This is a genomic window from Couchioplanes caeruleus (assembly GCF_003751945.1).
Lineage (GTDB): Bacteria > Actinomycetota > Actinomycetes > Mycobacteriales > Micromonosporaceae > Actinoplanes > Actinoplanes caeruleus.
Map to the genome: position 1 here is coordinate 5,500,468 of NZ_RJKL01000001.1, position 16,955 is coordinate 5,517,422.

The 16,955-nt window shown below is 71.4% G+C and carries 16 protein-coding genes; 7 read left to right on the plus strand and 9 right to left on the minus strand.

What is annotated here, in order from left to right; genetic code table 11:
* The first annotated feature begins 4 nt into the window (after positions 1 to 4).
* The 4 genes from EDD30_RS24600 to EDD30_RS24615 are packed head-to-tail and all read left to right on the plus strand — an operon-like array spanning position 5 to position 4,960.
* Complete coding sequence (locus tag EDD30_RS24600) at positions 5 to 745, plus strand: SGNH/GDSL hydrolase family protein (protein ID WP_071807201.1); 741 nt, start codon at positions 5 to 7, stop codon at positions 743 to 745.
* 14 nt (positions 746 to 759) lie between these two features.
* A complete protein-coding gene (locus EDD30_RS24605) occupies positions 760 to 2,430 on the plus strand; it encodes a phospholipid carrier-dependent glycosyltransferase (protein ID WP_071807200.1) in 1,671 nt (556 codons plus the stop codon).
* Positions 2,427 to 3,815 carry a lipopolysaccharide biosynthesis protein gene (locus tag EDD30_RS24610; RefSeq protein WP_143162810.1) on the plus strand — a complete coding sequence of 463 codons (1,389 nt, stop codon included), beginning with the start codon at positions 2,427 to 2,429 and terminating at the stop codon, positions 3,813 to 3,815. The genes EDD30_RS24605 and EDD30_RS24610 overlap by 4 nt, the downstream gene beginning before the upstream one ends.
* Positions 3,812 to 4,960 (plus strand): glycosyltransferase family 4 protein, encoded by a 1,149-nt coding sequence (locus EDD30_RS24615; RefSeq protein WP_071807198.1) that lies wholly within the window; start codon positions 3,812 to 3,814, stop codon positions 4,958 to 4,960. The genes EDD30_RS24610 and EDD30_RS24615 overlap by 4 nt, the downstream gene beginning before the upstream one ends.
* Here EDD30_RS24615 and EDD30_RS24620 read toward each other — a convergent pair.
* From EDD30_RS24620 to EDD30_RS24630, 3 genes are all read right to left on the minus strand, one after another.
* A complete protein-coding gene (locus EDD30_RS24620) occupies positions 4,936 to 5,982 on the minus strand; it encodes a beta-galactosidase (protein ID WP_071807197.1) in 1,047 nt (348 codons plus the stop codon). The genes EDD30_RS24615 and EDD30_RS24620 overlap by 25 nt on opposite strands.
* A 259-nt stretch (positions 5,983 to 6,241) precedes the next feature.
* On the minus strand, positions 6,242 to 6,607 hold the full coding sequence (locus tag EDD30_RS24625; RefSeq protein WP_084556631.1) for an STAS domain-containing protein: 366 nt from the start codon (positions 6,605 to 6,607) through the stop codon (positions 6,242 to 6,244).
* Complete coding sequence (locus tag EDD30_RS24630) at positions 6,600 to 7,421, minus strand: ATP-binding protein (protein WP_071807196.1); 822 nt, start codon at positions 7,419 to 7,421, stop codon at positions 6,600 to 6,602. Before EDD30_RS24630 ends, EDD30_RS24625 begins: the two co-directional genes overlap by 8 nt.
* A gap of 245 nt (positions 7,422 to 7,666) precedes the next feature.
* On the opposite strand from EDD30_RS24630, the gene EDD30_RS24635 reads away from it, so the two are divergent.
* Both EDD30_RS24635 and EDD30_RS24640 read left to right on the plus strand, forming a co-directional pair.
* The gene (locus EDD30_RS24635) at positions 7,667 to 8,089 is read left to right on the plus strand and encodes a response regulator (protein WP_071807195.1); all 423 of its coding nucleotides are present in this window, start codon (positions 7,667 to 7,669) and stop codon (positions 8,087 to 8,089) included.
* 61 nt (positions 8,090 to 8,150) lie between these two features.
* Positions 8,151 to 10,676, plus strand: a complete 2,526-nt coding sequence (locus tag EDD30_RS24640; protein ID WP_170047436.1) for a sensor histidine kinase — start codon at positions 8,151 to 8,153, stop codon at positions 10,674 to 10,676.
* A gap of 4 nt (positions 10,677 to 10,680) precedes the next feature.
* Here EDD30_RS24640 and EDD30_RS24645 read toward each other — a convergent pair whose 3' ends face one another.
* The 5 genes from EDD30_RS24645 to EDD30_RS24665 form a co-directional block, all read right to left on the minus strand.
* Complete coding sequence (locus tag EDD30_RS24645) at positions 10,681 to 11,424, minus strand: EAL domain-containing protein (protein WP_071807194.1); 744 nt, start codon at positions 11,422 to 11,424, stop codon at positions 10,681 to 10,683.
* A 45-nt stretch (positions 11,425 to 11,469) separates the two neighbouring features.
* Positions 11,470 to 12,747, minus strand: coding sequence for an EAL and HDOD domain-containing protein (locus EDD30_RS24650; RefSeq protein WP_071807193.1), 1,278 nt, complete (start codon positions 12,745 to 12,747; stop codon positions 11,470 to 11,472).
* A gap of 105 nt (positions 12,748 to 12,852) precedes the next feature.
* Positions 12,853 to 14,505: a DUF6345 domain-containing protein gene (locus EDD30_RS24655; RefSeq protein WP_123678495.1), complete on the minus strand. Its 1,653-nt coding sequence runs from the start codon at positions 14,503 to 14,505 to the stop codon at positions 12,853 to 12,855.
* A 116-nt stretch (positions 14,506 to 14,621) separates the two neighbouring features.
* Entirely contained in the window at positions 14,622 to 15,068 is a 447-nt protein-coding gene (locus EDD30_RS24660) for a G5 domain-containing protein (protein ID WP_071807191.1), read from the minus strand.
* A 56-nt stretch (positions 15,069 to 15,124) separates the two neighbouring features.
* Positions 15,125 to 15,346 (minus strand): hypothetical protein, encoded by a 222-nt coding sequence (locus EDD30_RS24665; RefSeq protein ID WP_071807190.1) that lies wholly within the window; start codon positions 15,344 to 15,346, stop codon positions 15,125 to 15,127.
* Between the two features lie 184 nt (positions 15,347 to 15,530).
* On the opposite strand from EDD30_RS24665, the gene EDD30_RS24670 reads away from it, so the two are divergent.
* Positions 15,531 to 15,965, plus strand: coding sequence for a glycosyltransferase (locus EDD30_RS24670; RefSeq protein ID WP_071807189.1), 435 nt, complete (start codon positions 15,531 to 15,533; stop codon positions 15,963 to 15,965).
* Between the two features lie 201 nt (positions 15,966 to 16,166).
* Here EDD30_RS24670 and EDD30_RS24675 read toward each other — a convergent pair whose 3' ends face one another.
* Complete coding sequence (locus EDD30_RS24675) at positions 16,167 to 16,907, minus strand: class I SAM-dependent methyltransferase (RefSeq protein WP_071807188.1); 741 nt, start codon at positions 16,905 to 16,907, stop codon at positions 16,167 to 16,169.
* Positions 16,908 to 16,955 lie beyond the last annotated feature (48 nt).

Here is a 16,955-nt window from a genome sequence, read left to right on the forward strand (position 1 = left end):
TCACATGACGATCAAAGTCGTATTTCTCGGCGGCAGCAGCACGCTGGGACTCGGCGTGCAGGGCCGCTCGTACGCCGTGCGCTACGCGGAGAAGCTCGGCGCCGACGTGGAGACTCTCCAGCTTTCCCGCTCGGCGCAGACCGTGGCCGACGTGACGCCGGAAACCCTCGAGCGGATCCGTGCCTTCCGGCCCGACGTCGTGCTCCTCTCCTTCGGCGCTGCCGAGGGACACGTGCACCCGAGCCGGTTCCTGCAGGCCGTGCTCGACCGGTTCGCCCCGCGGAGCTGGCGGGGGCCGGCCGGGATGGAACCGCGGCCCTACTTCTCGCGGACGCGCACCAAGCGGGCCCGGCAGATCTTGATTTCCGGGACGAAGGTCCTCATGAAACGCGTGATCATCGGGGCCACCGGCGGTTACCACCGGCTGCCGTCGGACGTCTTCGAGGCGCGGCTGCGGGAGGTCCTCGACGAGTTGGGGCCGGCCACGAAGGTGCTGATCGGGCTGTGGCGGGTCGACGCCTACAAGTTCCCCCGCTCCAACCCGGTGCTGCGACACAACGACGGCCTGCTGCGGGCGATCGCCGCCGAGCGCGCCGATGTGCGCTTCGTCGACACCGCCGACGCCGTCCGCTACTGGGACGACTTCCTCGACGACCACGCCCACCTGAACGACGCGGGGCACGACCGGGTCGCCGATCTGATCCTGCAGGCCACCAGCCGGACCCCAGCCGCTGCCGCGAGGTAGCAGAGAGAAGAGACGTGACCGCCGTACTGGAACTGGAAGCGTCGCCACGGCAAGGTCCGCGCCGGCCGCGGCCGGCCCCGTGGTGGCTCTTCGCCGGCGTGCTGTCGGTCGCCGCCGCCGCTTACCTGGTCAATCTGCGCGGTGCGCTCGACTTCGACCTCGACGAGGTCATGTACACGATCGCCGGGCAGAACGTGGCCGGCGCCGACTCGGTCTCCTGGGGCGACCGGCCGACGAGCGTCCACCCGCCGGTGCACTTCCTGCTGGTCGGCGCCTGGACGCTGATCACCGGCACCGCGCACGGCAGCGTGGTGGACGCGCTGTTCGGCGCCCGCTACCTGGGCGCACTGTGCAGCGTCCTCGTCGTCGCCGTGGTGGGCCTGCTCGCCCGGCGGTACACGCGCAACGGATGGCTGGTCGCGGCGGCGATGCTCCTGGCCGTCGGCAACGGCTTCCTGGTGCGCTTCGGGCGTACGGCGCTGATCGAGCCGACGGCGATCCTGGCCGGGCTGGTGGTGGTGCTGCTCGCGCTGCGGCTGCGGCGCTCGCCCGGCCCCGTCTACGTCGGCGTCGTCGGGCTGGTCTCCGGTCTCGCCCTGCTGATCAAGGAACCGCTGATCTTCACGGTCCTCGTGCCGGTGCTCGCCGCCGCGCTGGAGCGCGACGGGGCCTACCTGCGGCGTACGGCGACGGCGGTGCTTCTCGCGATGGCCGTCTGGGGCACCTTCCCGCTGTGGGCCGCGTGGGGCGGCGCCGGGGCGTGGTGGTGGTCGGAGCACGACACCAGCCTCCAGCGGATCACCGGTCTGCTGCAGGTCAGCGGGCTCAACCGGCCCGGGGTCTCGTCGACCGGCGTGTTCGGCGACACCTTCACCACGTACGTGAGCGGCTACCTGACCTTCGGACTCGGTGCCGCCGGGCTGCTCGTCCTCGCGTACCGGGGCGGGTTGTTCCACCGGAGGCGGTTGCGGGTCCGAGCGGCGAGCCTGCTCGCGTTCGGCGTGCTCAGCTACGGGTTCCTGGCGTACTGCGTGGTGCTCGGGCAGGCCAACGAGCAGTTGACCGCGTACTCGGCCGTACCCGCGGTGCTGCTGAGCGTCCTCGCCTGGGGCGACCGGATGCCGAAGGCGATCGTCGCGGGCGTCGCCGCGATCCTGCTGGTCGGCGGGGTGGCCTGGGCGGTGAACGTGGCGCTCGCCCGCGACGACGCGACCACGCGGATGGGGGACCTCCTGACCGACTCCTTCGCGTGCGCCCCGGTCAACGCGACCGGGAACGCGCTGCGCTGGGCGCCGGTGCTGCCGCGCAACCATGTCGAGTCCTTCCGCGACGGTGGGGCCGCCGTCGAGGCCGGCCTCCGCCTGTTCCTCCTCTCGCCCAAGGACAGCCGGATGCGGTACGGCAACAGCTCACCGGAGCTGGACACCTTCGTGCGCACGTACGGGACGCTCGTGCAGCAGTATCCGAGCCGCCGCTACGAGCGGATCGAGCTGTGGTCGGTGCCCGGTGCCCAGCTCGCGGGCCGGGAGTGCGGCAACGCCCGGCCGCCCGTGGCCCCGAACGCGTCGGCGTTGCGCTTCCTGGCCCTGCTCGGTGCGGCGGTGGCGGTAATCGGCGCGGGCGCGTACGGGTGGCATGCCGTTGCCCGCCGCCGCGCGTGGGTCCGAGAGTGGGCGAAGCGGTGACCGCCGTCCTGGAGAAGCCCCCGGCGCGGCACAGCACCGGCGCGGGCTGGCTGATGATCGCGACCACCTCCGCGGGCGTCATCAACTACGGGTACGCGCTCGTGCTCACCCACGGCCTCACCCCGGCCGAGTACGCCGCCTTCGCCGCGGCTCAGGCGCTGCTCATGGTCCGTGCGGCGATCTCCGCGGCGGGCATCCCCTGGATCCTCGCCCGGGAGCTCGCCAAGGCGCCCGGGGACCGGGCGCGGCAGGCCGCCGTCACGACGTTCGCCTTCTGGACCAACCTGGTCATCGGCCTGGTCCTCACCGCGGTCGTGGCCGGTGGCGTCCTGCTCTTCGGTACCGCCCGGGACGCCGTCGTGGTCGCCTGCGCGTCGCTGTGCATGTCCGTCGGCTCCACCGGCATGGGATACCTGCAGGGCGTCGGCCGGATGGACGCGATCGCGGTGCTGTTCACCACCGAGGTGGTGGTGAAGGCGGTGGTCGGCATCGGGCTGGTCTTCTGGACCGACCTCGGACCCACCGGCGCGTTGGCCGGGTTCGTCGCGGGCAGCCTGGTCCTGCTCCTGCCGCTGCCGCGGTTCCAGCGCCTGCTGGGGCCGCCGGTGTGGCGCGCAGGCGAGTCCGCGCTGCTGCGGGCCGCGATCCGGCAGACCCGCATGCAGGCCAACGTCGCGGTCGCCTCCGCCGGGGACACCGTCCTGGTCGCCGCGCTGGGACTCGGCGGCGCGGGTGGCGGGCCCTATCAGGCGGCGTCGGCGCTGGGCCGGGTGCCGCTGTTCGCCTCGAACGCCGTCTCCACCGCCGTGTTTCCGCAGTTGAGCCGGGACTCCTGCGCCGAGCGCAAGGCCGGGGCGCTGCGCTCGTACCTGCTGGTCGCGCTGTTGATGACCGGGGTGCTGGTCACCCTGCCCGGCGAGATCCGCTCGGCGCTGTTCCCCGACGAGTTCGCGACCATCGGACAGTGGCTGCCGTACGCGGCCGTGCTGGGCCTGGCCATCGGGGCGGTCAACCTCAGCGTGACGTTCCTGCAGGCCGACGACTCGCGGGGCACCGGAGCGCACCTCACCCTGGTCACCGCCGGATACCTCGCGCTGGTCACCGTCGCGGGCGCGGTCTTCGGCGTGGCGGGCCTCGCCGTCGGGGCGGCGGTCGCGGGGGTGCTCGCGGTGGCGGCCCTCGCGCTGCTCGCTCCCGTACGCCCGGGGTGGAGGATCCTGCTCCGCTCGCGCCGGAGCCTGCATGACCTCGCCGGGATCGTCGTGGTCTTCGGCGCCCTCGCCGTCGCGGGACACCCGCTGCTCTGGACGGCGATCGCCGCCGGGGCCGGGCTGCTCGTGCTGGCCGCCAGTTTCCCCGAGTTCATGCCCCGGAGGCGCACGTGACGGTACGCATCGGCATCGACGGACGGGTGCTCACCGACCGCTATCACGGGATCGGGCGGGTCACCCACGAGCTGATCCTCGCGATGTCGGCGACCTCCGGCGTGGAGCTGGTCGTCTTCACCGGCGATACCGGCGGGGAAGGTGCCTGCCGTCGTTTCGACCTGGACCTGCTGGCGATGCTGCCGGGCGTCGAGGTCGTGCCGGTGCGGCTGAAGGCGGTGGACGTGCGGCAGCTCTGGCGTTGGCGCCCGCTGCTGCGCGGCGCGATGGTCGACGTGATGGTCTTCCCGTACCACCTCGGAGCCGCGCCGCTGCTCGGCCGGCCGGCGGTCGCGCTGGTGCATGACTGCATCCTCGAGACCGACCCGACGTTCGCCCCCTCGTCGCGGGTCGGGCTCGCCTACCGGATGATGACCGCGCTCGTCGCCCGCACCTCGACGATCGCGACGGTCAGCCATGCATCCGCGCGGGAGGTGGAGCGGTTCTACGGCCGCCGGGTCCATCCCGGCCACGTCATCGGCAACGGGGTCGACCAGCGGCTGCGGGACGACCCGTTCGCGGCCCGGCGCCTGGAACTCGAGTTCGGCCTGGAGCCCGGGTACGTGCTGCACGTCGGCGCCCAGCGCCCGCACAAGAACGCCGCCGTCCTCGTCGAGGCGATCGCGCGGGTGCCGGACGCGCGGCTCGTGCTGGTCGGCTCGGCCGACGAACGCTTCGCCGACGAGGTCGGGCCGGCGATCGACCGGTACGGGGTGGCCGGCCGCGTCACCCGGCTGCCGTTCGTGCCGGAGGAGCTGCTCGGGACGTTGTACGCGCGAGCGCGGCTGCTCGCGTACCCGTCGCTGGTCGAGGGTTTCGGGTTGCCTGTGCTGGAGGCCATGGTCGCTCGCACGCCGGTGATCGCGAGCGACGTGCCGGTCCTGCGCGAGGTCGGCGGCTCGGCGGCGCTGTACGTGGCGCCGAGATGCGCCGAGGCGTGGGCGGCCGCGATCACCCGGCTGCTCGCCGACGATGATCTGCGCGACGGCCTGGTGGCCGCCGGTGCCGCCCACGCCTCGCACTTCACGTGGGATGCCGCTGCCGCGCGGCTGGTCTCAGCGTGTCATTCCCTCACCGGCACCTACCTGGCCGACGCGGCGAGGTAAGTCGCGTTGACGATGTCGGTCGCGTTCTGCCGGACGATGTAGAGCGCGGCCAGGTTGGCCTGCTGCGCCTGCGCCATCACGAGCGGCATCTGGGCGGCGGTCATGACGTGGCTGGTCTCCGCCATCGTGCGCAGATGCTTCGCTTTGGCCAGCCCGGCCAGGTAGGACACCGTGTTGTAGTTCTCGGCCCAGGTGCCGTAGACGACCACCTTCGGGTCGGTGAGCGCCGCGATCTGACGGGTCGCGTCGTAGCCGCGCTGCACCTCGCCGTTGATCTCCGGGCTCGAGGTGCCGCCGAGGTTGGTGGCCACGGCCTTCTCGAAGTCGCCGGCGCGCATGCCGTACGAGGGGTACAGCACGGCGGCGTTGCCTCGGTAACCGGCCGCCCGCAGTGCGGCGATCTGCCAGTTCTGGTACTCCGCCAGGGCGTTGAGGTACCACCGCAGGAACCTGCCGGCCTGGCCGCTCGGGCTCGGCTGGCCCGGCTTCCAGTTCGGCACGGGGTTCGACCGCTTGGCCTGCACGTCGAAGGCGTAGTAGAGGTTGCGCAGCTTGCCCGTCGCCGGGTTCACTTTGGACGGGTAGGTGAGCTCGCCCCAGTGGCCGCCGCCGACACGCACGATCGAGAAGTCACCGCCGAGGCGGGTGAAGACCTTCTTGAGGTAGCGCTCGGCCAGGTAGCGGTGAGCGACGCCGAAGACGAGGTTGGGCTCGGGGGAGTCGGTGTAGGTGTCGCCGTACTGGTCGACGTAGCGGGCACCGGCGCGGCTGAGCACCCAGGCCGGGGCCTCGTGGACACCGGTGTTGAACGAGATGGTGTATCCGAGCGACTTCAGCGTGGCGATGCGCTTGGCGATGTTGGTGAGGTATGCCTCGTTGTAGGCGCCCCTGGCCGGCTCGGCCTGCGCCCACGACATCTCGACCAGGACGTCGGTCGCCCCACCGATGTTGTGCAGGCTCGTCATGTCGGCGTCGGAGTAGTTGCCGATGATGCCGAGCGTGGGAGCGACGGTGGTGCTCACGACGGCTGTCGCGGTGCGGGTTGCACTGGCCTGGGCCTCGGCAGGGGTCAGGGTGGACAGAGCAAGGGCGGCGGCTGCCGCAGCGGCGATTTTAGTCGAGATGAGCTTCACACCGTGCCTTTCGGCCCGGCGCCGGCGGCCCGTCGGACTCGCAACCGAGCGCTCCGACGTAGCACCCGAGCTGCAATGATCCGGGTGGCGCAACCGAGACGCTCCGGCCGGGCAACCACCGCGCACCCCTGCGGTGCGAGAGACGGCGTCAGTCGTCGAGCGCCAGTAGATGGGCGGCGTGGGTCAGGCGCAGCAGCCAGGCGACGGACGGCTGCGCCCGGCGGGCCCGGCAGTCGGCGCCGCGGGAGGTGGCGAGGTGGTGCGCGGCGGTCAGCACCCGGGCGCCGGAGGCGTCGCAGAAGGGCACGCCGGCGAGGTCGAGGACGATCTTGTCAGCGGGGTCGGCGGTCAGCAGGTCGTACAGGCGGGCGTGCAGTGCCGTCGAGACACCTCCGTCGAGGTCGCCCGCCAGGAAGACCGTGAGCAGCCCGCCGTCGCGGCTCCACGTCATCGAGGTGCCGGCGGGAAGATCCCCGTTGCAGTGGTCCGACCGGTCGGCGGCGATGTCACGCATCGGCCAGCCACCGGCAGCTCCGAGGCTTGACGGTCGCCCACACCACCTTCCCGGTGCGGGTCGGTAGGGCTCCCCAGGCCGCGGCGAGCATGTGCACGAGCTCCAGGCCGAGTCCGGGATCCTCGATGCGCGTCCGGCGGTCGGGGCTGCGCATCCGGGGCAGCCGGGGGTCGCCGTCGCCGACGGCCAGATGCACGCCGGTCCGCTGCCGGGTGACGGCGACGTCGATGTCGGTGCCCGCGTGCTGCACCGCGTTGACCACGAACTCGGTGACCACTTGCCGGGCGGCGTGCAGCACGCTCGGGAGCTTCCAGGCGGTGCATCCCTCCGTGACGAGGCCTCGGGCCACGGCCGCCGCCGAGCGGTCGGGGCCCAGATGAGCCGTGAGCCGATCGGTGCGCGTCCGGCGGCGCAGCAGCGCCGCCCGTGCCTCCGGCACCGTGGCGTACATCGGCTGGCGGTAACCGGCCCAGCGCCGGCGCAGGATCGCGGCCAGCGGCGCCTGCGTCGGCAGGCACATCACCATCGGCACCGGTGGTTGCATCGTGGCGCCCCAGCGGTGCGCGGTCGGCCAGAGCTGGGCGCTGGCGCCGGTCGGGTCCCCCACGTCGTGCAGGTCCACGATCAAGCCGCCGGGCTGTTCGGCCAGGGTCTGGCGCAGCGCGGTGGCGACCGCCAGATGCAGCTCGCAGTCCCAGCGGCCCCGCACGGTCATCTCGACGATCGTGGAGTCCAGGTCGGCGATCGCCGTCACCGTCCCCTCGCCGGACGGGGTGGGGTGGCCCAGGAGAAAGGGAAGCTCGTCTTGATCCATCGCAGGCCTCACGATCCGTGCAGCTCCGGTCCACTCCCCCCATAATCACCTAGATCTATGTAAAGCACCACGCCTCACCATCCTGTGGGACGCCGGTCCGGGCCGAAAAGGCATGACTTTTTGTTAACGGCATCACCCGACCGGACGATTTACGGGAGCGAAACACGGCATCGGTCCCGATTTCTTTGCCCCGGGACAATAATGGCGTCCGGCGGTCCTTCCTTCTTTCATGCGCCGGAGCCCACATGAGCGTGTTGCTCATCGCCGAAGATGTCGATGACATCGCGATGATTCTCGTCAGACTGTTCCGGCGGGACGGAATGACGGTACTGCGCGGCGCGGACGGGGCGGAGGCGTACGACCTGGCCGTCGAGCACCGTCCCGACGTGATTCTCACCGACCTCGGCATGCCGCGCATGGACGGCTGGGAGCTGATCCGGGCCGTCCGAGGCAACGCTGACCTGCGCGACACGCCGGTCGCCATCCTCACCGGCCAGCTCCAGCCCGGCGACGCCCGGGTGACGGAGTCGGGGGCATGCTCACTGCTGCTGAAGCCGTGTCCGAACGACGAACTTCGTTCCACCATTCGGCGGCTCGTGGAGAACGGGCCGCATGGCCACACGTTCTCGGCCGCAGGATGCCTCAGCCACGCGACGTCGAGTCTTTGACGATGAACGCGGACCCGCGCCGTCGCCATCGGTCCGATTATTTCGCATTCTCGATCGGTCGGTGAGAATTGTGATGGTCAAGGTCGATCAGGCAGTCCTGGCGGATCCCGTCCGGCTGAAGGCGGTCGAGCTGTCGAAACGGTTGTTACCGGTTCTGCCGATGCCGGTGGACGAGATCGCCCGGCTGGCGGCCCGGCTGACCGGCGCACCGATGGCGGTCGTGACGCTCGTCGGCAGCGAGGAGGAGTTCTTCGCGGGCACCTACGCCCTGCCCGAAACGCTGGGTAGCCGGGGGAAGCGGCTCCCGCTGGAATACTCGCTGTGCAAGTACGTCGTCTCCTCCGACCATCTGCTCGGCGTCGAGGACATGCGCGCTTCCGACGATCCGGAGCTATGCGAGCACCTGCTGACCAGGGAGTACGGCGTACGCGCCTTCCTGAGCGTGCCGGTGCGCGACACGGAGGACCGGCCCGTGGGGTCGCTGACGGTGCTCGACACCGAGGTGCGCGGGTGGACCGACGAGCACAGCGCCACGCTGCTGGAGATCGAACACCTGCTGCGCCCGCCGGCCGGCTGGACGGCGCTCCCGGCCGCGGTCGACGGCCTCGACAGCGCGGCGCTGCTCGACAGCGTCCCCCAGGCGCTGCTGGCCGTCGACGCGAACGGCATCATCGTCGGCTTCAACCGCGCCGCGGAAGATCTTCTGGGCTTCACCGCGGCCGAGGTCCGCGGCTGTTCGCTCGACGACTGCATCCACCCGGACTACGACCACCAGCCCATCGGCGCCGCGCTCGACCGGCTGTTCGCGGCCGCCCCCACCCGGCCGGTGCGCCGCCAGGTACGTCTGCGGCACCGCGACGGGCGCCGGCTGCTCACCGAGGTCGCGCTCACCGTCGTCCGCGGCTCGGCCGGTGCGCTGGCGTGCGTGCTCATCACCGACCTGACCGGTTCCAAGGCCGTCGAGGAACGAGCCGACCACAACGCCAGCTTCCTCAACGCGCTGCTGGACAGCCTCTCCGTCGGCGTGGTCGCCTGTGACGCCGCAGGCGGGCTCGTGGTGATGAACCGCGCGCTGCGCGAGGTCTACGGCCTGCCGGCCACGAGCGACCTGCCCACCGACTACGCCACCGCGATCGGGCGCTTCCTCTACGACAGCGACAACAAGCCGCTGCCTTGGCGAAGCGCGCCGCTCATGCGGGCCTGCGCCGGGGAGTACGTGCGCGACACCGACATCTTCATCGCCGTCCCCGGCCACCGGAATCGGACGTTCTCCGTCACCGCCCAGCCGATCGTCACTCCCGACGGCCGGCGTACCGGCGCGGTCGCGGTGAGCCATGAGGTCACGGCGGTGCGCCGGGTCGAGCGCTTCCGGGCCTGTCACGAGGCCGTCGAGCTCGCGCTGAAGTCCGCCGCGTCGATCGCCGACGCCACCCCGAGCGTCCTGCAGGCGGTGGTGACCACCCTCGGCTGGTCGGCGGCGGAGCTCTACCTCGTCGACGAGATCACCGGTCAGCTCCACACGGTCGGGCACTGGAACGGCACGGCGATGGACATCGAGGACTTCTTCGGCCACACCCCGGTCAAGGGCGCGGGTGCCACCGGCCGGGTCTGGAAGACCGGCCAGCCCTTCTGGATCCGGGAGATCGGCGAGGCCACCATGCTGCGCTCGCCGTTCGAGCGGGAACGCGTCGAGATCTGCCTGCGCAGCGGCATCCACAGCGTCCTCGCCGTCCCGGTCAGTGACGGCCGGTCACTGCTGGGCGTGCTGACCTGCTATGCCGGGGCCGCCGAACACCACGAGGACATGCTGACCGTCCTGCTCGACGGCGTCGCCGCGCAGATCGGCATCTTCGTCGCGCTCCGCCGGGCCGAGGAGCTGAGCCGGCAGCTCGGCCGGATGCAGGACGACTTCATCTCGCTCGTCGGCCACGAGCTGCGCACGCCGCTGACCGCGATCACCGCGTACGCCGGCATGCTCGCCGACGACTACAGCGAGGACGACGAAGGCCGCGCCATGGTGCAGAGCATCGAGCGCAACGCCGCCGAGCTGCAGACGATCGTCGCCACCCTGCTCGACCTCGCCGGCCTGGACTCCGGGCATCTCAATCTGAACATCCGGCGCGTCGACCTCACCACGATCATCGCCGAGTGCGAGGCGGCTTCCCACCACCACGACGTGCGGTTCCACACCGACATGCCGGACGCCGTCACGATCGACGGCGATCCCGACCGGCTGCGGCAGGTGGTGCAGGACCTGCTGGACAACGCCGCGAAGTACAGCCCCGGCGGCAGTGACGTCCACGTCAGCCTCGAGACCGACGGGCAGATGGCGGAGCTGTGCGTCAGCGACGAGGGCATCGGCACCCCGCGCGACGAACGCGAACGCGTCTTCGACCGCTTCTACCGTGGGAGCAACGTCCGCCACCACGGGACGAACGGCAGCGGGCTCGGGCTGAGCCGCGCCCGCACCATCGTCCACCTGCACGGCGGCACCATCCAGCTCCTCGACAACGAGCCCACCGGCACCGTCGCCGTCGTCCGGCTGCCCCACGAGCAGGACGCCGCGCTCACCGTACGCCGCCTCTGAGGCGTTACAGCAGGGGCTCGATGTGGCGTCGGGGCAGCGGGCCCGGCTTGGCGATGTAGTAGCCCTGGCCGTGGCGTACGCCCAGTTCCAGCAACTGGGCGTGCTCCGCGTACGTCTCGATGCCCTCGGCGACCAGCATGGCGCCGATGCTCTCGGCGAAGGTGACCAGCGCGCGGGCGAGGGCGATCCGGACCGGGTCCTGGTCGATGCCGCGGGTCAGCGAGATGTCGAGCTTGATGACGTCGGGCTGGATCTGCAGGATCTGGCTCAGGTTGGCGAAGCCGGCGCCGGCGTCGTCCACCGCGATCAAAATCCCGGCCGCCCGGAGCAGGTCCATGACCTCGCGCAGCGCCGTGTAGTCGGTGACCTGGGTGTGCTCGGTCAGCTCCACCGCGATGCGGCGGTGCGCGTGCGCCAGCAGCATGGTGATGGTCCGCGGCGTCAGCAGCGCCTCCACCGACGCGTTCAGGCTGAGCCACACGCCGTCCGGCACGTCGCCGAGGCGCAGCAGGGACCGCTCGATCGCCAGGATCTCCAGCTCCACCCCCAGACCGGCCGCGTCCGCGGCGGCGAACGCCTCCGCCGGGTTCGCGAAGTGCCGGCGGTCGAACCGGGCCAGCGCCTCGTAGCCGTTGACCATCCCGTCTTCCAGCTGCACGATCGGCTGGAAGGCGGTCTCGACCGCGCTGCGGTAGAGCACTTCGCGAACGGCCCGGTTGGCGGGCGAGGGGAGCTGCGCGACGGTCATGCCGCATCAGTCGGCAGCGGCCCTCAACGCAATCTCAAGCCGCCGTCAGCGAAAGGCAAAGCTTCGGGTGAGTTCCTCGTGGCGGGTGTCGTCGTGCGTGGCGGCGACGGTCTGGGCCGACCAGCGCATCGCGTCCATGACGGCGCCGGTGAGGTCGTTGCCGCCGCGGTTGAAGCCCATCATGACCATGTCGCCGCGCTCGTACGCGTCGACCACCCGCAGCATCCGGCCGAGCGGGCCGGTGCCGCGGGTCAGGGCCGCGCCGATGTCCGCGGTCAAGGGCAGGTGGCTCACCAGCGATGCCGGGGTGATGCCGAGGAGCTGGGCGACCGCGGTGATGAGCCCGGCCACGAACGCCGCGTCCGGGTCGGTGTCGAACCGCGCCGCCAGGTTGTGGCACAGCCGGGCCCGGGTCAGCGCGTTGGTCAGTTGGACCTCGGTCTCCTCGGCCACGTCGTCGACCGTCATGAGCATCGCCCAGCGGCGGATGTGGCCCAGGCCCAGCAGCATCACGGCCTGGCGGATCGACGACACCCGGCGGATCGAGCCCACGGCGGCGCTGTTGCTGGCCCGCAGCACCCGCATGGTCAGCGCCGGGTCGCTCGAGACGATCTCCACGATCCGGTCGATGTCGACGTCGGCCGCGTCCAGCGCGGCGAGCAGCTCCACCCGGCGCGACTTGAACGGAGGGATGCAGGCGGCGGTCATCACCTGAGGGCGGCTGAGCACGTAGCCCTGGCGCAGCTCGATGCCGTACCGGTCGCACAGGGCCAGGTGGTCCAGCGTCTCCAGACCCTCGGCGACGATCTCGATGCCGGGGAAGCCGCGGAAGAAGGCGAGCTGCTCCTCCAGGCGCTCCGGGTCGCAGCTCGGCAGGTCCAGCTTCACGTACGAGGCCAGCGGCAGCAGCCGCTCGTGCCCAGATCCCCAGACGAAGTCGTCCAGCGCGATGGGGTAGCCGGCGGCGACGAGGTTCGACACACCCGCCACCACGGCATCGTCGACCTCGATCGTCTCGAGCACCTCGAGGACGACGCTCTCCGGGCCGAACGGGAGGATGAGCTCGCCGGTGAGGAACTCGCGCGTCATGTTGATGAAGCACATGCGGTCGCCGACGATCTCGTCGAGCCCGAACTCGGTGAACGCGTTGACGAGGACGTGGCTCGTCGCGTACGCGTCCCGCCGGTCGGCCTCGACGGCGCTGGTGTTGCCGCGGAACAGCAGCTCGTAGCCCGCGATGTCACCGTGCGCGTCGAAGATCGGCTGCCGCCCGATGTGCACCTGGCGGGTGCCCGGCTGAGTGAACTCCTGCCGCTTGTCCATGGCGTGACGATCGGCCGCCTTGATCTTCTCTTGAGCGTTCTCTGCGGGAAACCTGACCGTGGGGCCACGCCCGCGGTGGGCGCGGCCCCACGGGCCGATCGTCGATCAGGAACCGCCGGAGATGTACCAGTAGCCGGTCACCGCCGCGGCGGGCACGTCCGGGCTGACCGCGCCCTTGCCCCAGAAGTAGTCGTTCATGCTGACCGCGCCGCCGGGCCCGATCGGGCCCATGCTGGCCCAGACCACCGAGGCGGGCTGGTCGTCGATCGACGCCTGCGCCCAGGCGCTGCGCACCGGCATCGGCTTGTTCCACCACAGGAACGGCGTCCGCAGCATGTAGTTCGCGTACGTGCCGCCGTGCGAGGCGCTGTGGTACGACACCGTGTGGAAGCTGTTGATCTGGTGCAGGCCGGCGAACGCGGGACCCCAGCGCTGCCACCACCGCTGGCCGCCCGAGTCACTGGCGAGCACCAGACAGGTGAACAGGCTCATCCACTCGACGTCGCCGTTGCCCCAGCGCGCGTCGGTGTTCGACAGGAACGTGTCGTCGTTGCTGCTGCACCCCGAGAAGCTGAACCCGGTGGGCGACCCGTGGCCCTGCCAGTAGGTCATGTCGACGTGGTCGGTCCAGTCGCTGTCGTCACCGCCGAACGCCGGATCCTTGAAGTCCTGCTCCCAGGCGTTCTGATCGGTCCAACTGAACTCGACCGGAATGCCGCGGGAGGAGAACTGGCCGTTGAACGAGGCGAGGTTGGTGCCGGTGTGCGGCAGCCCGGAGCACGGCCCGGTGCCCTCGCTGCCGACGTCGGCCCGGCCGTACGCGCGGGCGGTCACCCGGTCGGGACCGGGGCGCGGTGCGGGCGGCGGGGGCATCTCCGGGAGCTGCGCGTCCAGCGCGGCCGGCACGACGACGATCTGGGCGCGGCTGCCGTCGGCGTGGAAGCCGGAGCAGCGCAGGCTCGGCTCGATGGTGCGCACGCCCGCCGACAGCGCCGGCGCCCAGTAGACCGGGGTGGCAGAGGCGATCCGTACCCTGCCGGCCATCGCCTCGGCGCAGCGGGACTGTGCCCCGGCGGCGTCGACGACCGCGACCGAGCCCGTCTGCGCCACCGTACGGGTGCTGTAGGACAGGGCCGTGGCCTTACCCTTGCCGTCGAACGCGATCCGGATCTTGGCACCGGGTCCCTCGTACGGCAGCCCGGCGAGGGTGAAGGAATAGGAGACGCTGGTGTCCAGCGCGGCCGACACGGTCGTCTGTCCCCGGCGGTCGACCGCGGTGATCGTGGTGTTTCGTGCGCTCGCCTTCGCGCCTCGCGGCGTGAGTTTCGCCGTCGCCAGGGCCTGGGCCGCCCGCCGCAGCGCGTCACTCGAGCCGATGGTGCGCAGGCGCCTGAGTGCGGCGACGTCGAGCACCGTGGTGGTGGTCGGCTGCCCGTCCTCGTCCTTGCCGGGCCGGCCCGCCGTCTTGGTCGGCACGGCCAGGAACGACTGCTCGGCGGCGTAACGGACACTGCCGTCCTCGCCGCGCGCGAGGCGGATCCCCAGGGCCTTGCCCAGCCCTGAGGCCTGCGCCGCGGTCAGGCCGCTCGAGCGTACGGCGAAGACCGGCAGCGTCGCCGCCGTGTCCGCTCCCGTCGCCGCGGCCGCTCCCGCCGGGGCGGCGATCGCGCTCACGCCCAGCGGCGCGACGACCGCCGCCGTGAGCAGGGCGGCGGTCGCCCGTCGCCGGCGTCTCGGTGTCTGCGTCTTGCTCCCCATCACTGACCCCCGTGTCTGTGCTCCGGCACCGGTCGGTGCCGCGCCCAGTATGGGAGCGGGAATTCGGGGAAAATGTGGTTATCACGGGCGAGACGGATAGGCGACAGCCGCGCCGCTCACTGCTCGGGCTGGGACGTCCCCACCGCGGTCACCTGGTCGACCGGCTTGCGGGTCACCTCGGACTTGACCAGCTTGCGGGACTTCTCCCGCCCGTCGGCGTAGACGACCTCGTACGTCAGGGTCTGCTCGCCGTCGATGCCCTCGGAGCGCAGCTCCTTCTCGCCCTCGGCCAGCCAGTTGTCCTTGATCGTGCGGGTCTTGAACTTGACCGGCTTGGTCTCGGTGACCGTGCGCTTCCCGTCCCCGGTCGGCGCCGGCGGGCTGCTCGGCGCCGACGACGCGGGCACGCGTTCGCCGTTCTGCCAGGCCGGATTCGCCGCGTCATCGCCGGAGGAGGCGCCGCCGACGGCGAAGGCGCCACCGAGGGGCACGACCAGCGCGGCTGCGATCAGGCCGCCTTTCTGCAGGGGCTTCAAGCGCGACCACGCGCCCGTCGGGTTCATCACCCGCACAGTCTGGACGTCCTCTTCCGGCGCCAGATCCTCCGTTCGGGTGATCCTCAGCTCGCCGGCGAATCTACCGGCAGGGTGACGCCGGAGGACGAGGCAGGGTTCGGCCGGGGCGGCTGCGGCGACTCGCGCGACACGCCGAAGACGAGCAGGCCCAGCAGTCCGGTCAGGAGCAGGGCGGCGATGGCAAACTCGAGCTTGTCCCGCCGGCGGATACGCCACATTCCGCGGGACGGGATCTCGTCGTACCACCGGGGTTCGTGTTCGCTCACCGCACCAGTCTTCGCCCGAGCCTTGGCCGGCGTGATCGGCGAAAGAAGCAAAAATATTTAGCCTCTTTCTCGACGACGTGCCGGCCCTTCGGCTCGTTGTCCATGTCCGAGCCCTTTCCAGGCTTTGCGCGGGTGTTGAGCGACGGCTGAGGTTGCATTGAGGTTGCCGGCCGAACTATGGGGCATGACCTACTCGAACCTCCTCGCCGTTCCGCCCGTGGTCGTCGCCGGACCCGCCCGTGACCTCTCCCCGATGCCGTGGCCGTACCGCGTGGCCGCCGTCGAGCTCAGCGTCGTCGTTCCCTTCCACCGCACGGGCCCCCGGCTCCAGGAAGCCCTGAAGCGGATCAGCGACGCCCTCAACTCCCAGGGAATCGCCTTCGAGATGATCGCCCTGTCCGCCCGTCCCGGCGCCGGATCCTCCCCGGAGCTGGACCGTATGCCCCACACCCGCGTCGTCACCTCGGGCTCGATCGAGGACAAGGGCGCGGCCCTGCACCTCGGCTTCGCCATGGCCCGCGGCGCCTGGATCTGCTTCGTCGACATCGACGAGGACGCCGAGATCGACGGATACGAGCTGATCGAGCACTTCCACCGGGCCCGCGAGAAGAACCTCTGACCCGGCGGACCGGACGTTCCACGAAAGGCTGAGCCCCGTGCCAGCAGGACCTGACGTACTGACCCTTCCCTTCGCGGCCCTGGCGGTGTTGCTGTACCTGAACGCCACCCTGCGGCGCGATCCCGACGACGCCGGCGACGGCCCGCGGCGGAGGCGGACCGACGGATCCTCGCCGACAGCGCCTGAGCCGCACCGCGGAGATCAGGAACGCGAGGCCTGGACGAAGAAGCGGTGGGCGGTCACCGTGTAGTGCCCGTCCGCACGGATCCTCGCGTCGATCCGGCGCAGCGCCCGGTCGTACCGCTCCGGGCTGAAGTCGCGCACCTGCCACGGCACCACGCGCAAGTGCCACACGATCGCGCCGACGTCGTGGAAGGTCAGCGGCGGGCGCTCCTCGCGGACGTCGGTCACCTCGAGCCCAGCCCCCTCGAGGGCCGCGACCGCCGTCGCCGCCGTCCACGTCTGCAGGTACGGCGGGGGCGCGCCCAGCTCCGCGTTCAGATCCGCCAGGTCGTCGCTGCCCACCTGCTGCGTCAGCACAGTGCCACCCGGCCTCAGCAGCCGGGCGATGTCCTCGGCCGGCAGCCGCCCGTGCCGGCTCAGCACGACGTCGAACTCCTCCTCGCCGCCGGGCAGCTCGGTGACCACCGAGACGCCGAACGGCGCGAGCCGGTCGCGAGCCACGGGAACGTTCGGCGTCCAGCTCTCCACCGCGACGGTGTGCGCCGGCAACGGCGCCAGCTCCGCGAGCAGCTCCCCACCGCCCGTGTCGAGGTCCAGCATGCTGCCGGCCCGGCGCACCGGCGGCCGGGCCAGCGCCGGGTACGACCACGACGGGTCGGAGCCGACCGCGCGCCCGTCGAGCCAGGCGAACTCCCAGCCCGTGACGGGCACGGCGGCGGCCTCACCCACGAGCTGGTCATAGAGCCCTCCGGAACGCATGCCGCGACCGTATCGGGGTGCGGGGTTCCGCGCGATCCGATCGCACCC

Bases quoted from the DNA above. Each gene is read 5' to 3' on its own strand.
- EDD30_RS24600 (WP_071807201.1), top strand. From the start codon at position 5: ATGACGATCAAAGTCGTATTTCTCGGCGGCAGCAGCACGCTGGGACTC.
- EDD30_RS24625 (WP_084556631.1), bottom strand. From the start codon at position 6,607: ATGCGTGACATCGCCGCCGACCGGTCGGACCACTGCAACGGGGATCTT.
- EDD30_RS24630 (WP_071807196.1), bottom strand. From the start codon at position 7,421: ATGGATCAAGACGAGCTTCCCTTTCTCCTGGGCCACCCCACCCCGTCC.
- EDD30_RS24635 (WP_071807195.1), top strand. From the start codon at position 7,667: ATGAGCGTGTTGCTCATCGCCGAAGATGTCGATGACATCGCGATGATT.
- EDD30_RS24645 (WP_071807194.1), bottom strand. From the start codon at position 11,424: ATGACCGTCGCGCAGCTCCCCTCGCCCGCCAACCGGGCCGTTCGCGAA.
- EDD30_RS24650 (WP_071807193.1), bottom strand. From the start codon at position 12,747: ATGGACAAGCGGCAGGAGTTCACTCAGCCGGGCACCCGCCAGGTGCAC.
- EDD30_RS24655 (WP_123678495.1), bottom strand. From the start codon at position 14,505: ATGGGGAGCAAGACGCAGACACCGAGACGCCGGCGACGGGCGACCGCC.
- EDD30_RS24660 (WP_071807191.1), bottom strand. From the start codon at position 15,068: ATGAACCCGACGGGCGCGTGGTCGCGCTTGAAGCCCCTGCAGAAAGGC.
- EDD30_RS24670 (WP_071807189.1), top strand. From the start codon at position 15,531: ATGACCTACTCGAACCTCCTCGCCGTTCCGCCCGTGGTCGTCGCCGGA.
- EDD30_RS24675 (WP_071807188.1), bottom strand. From the start codon at position 16,907: ATGCGTTCCGGAGGGCTCTATGACCAGCTCGTGGGTGAGGCCGCCGCC.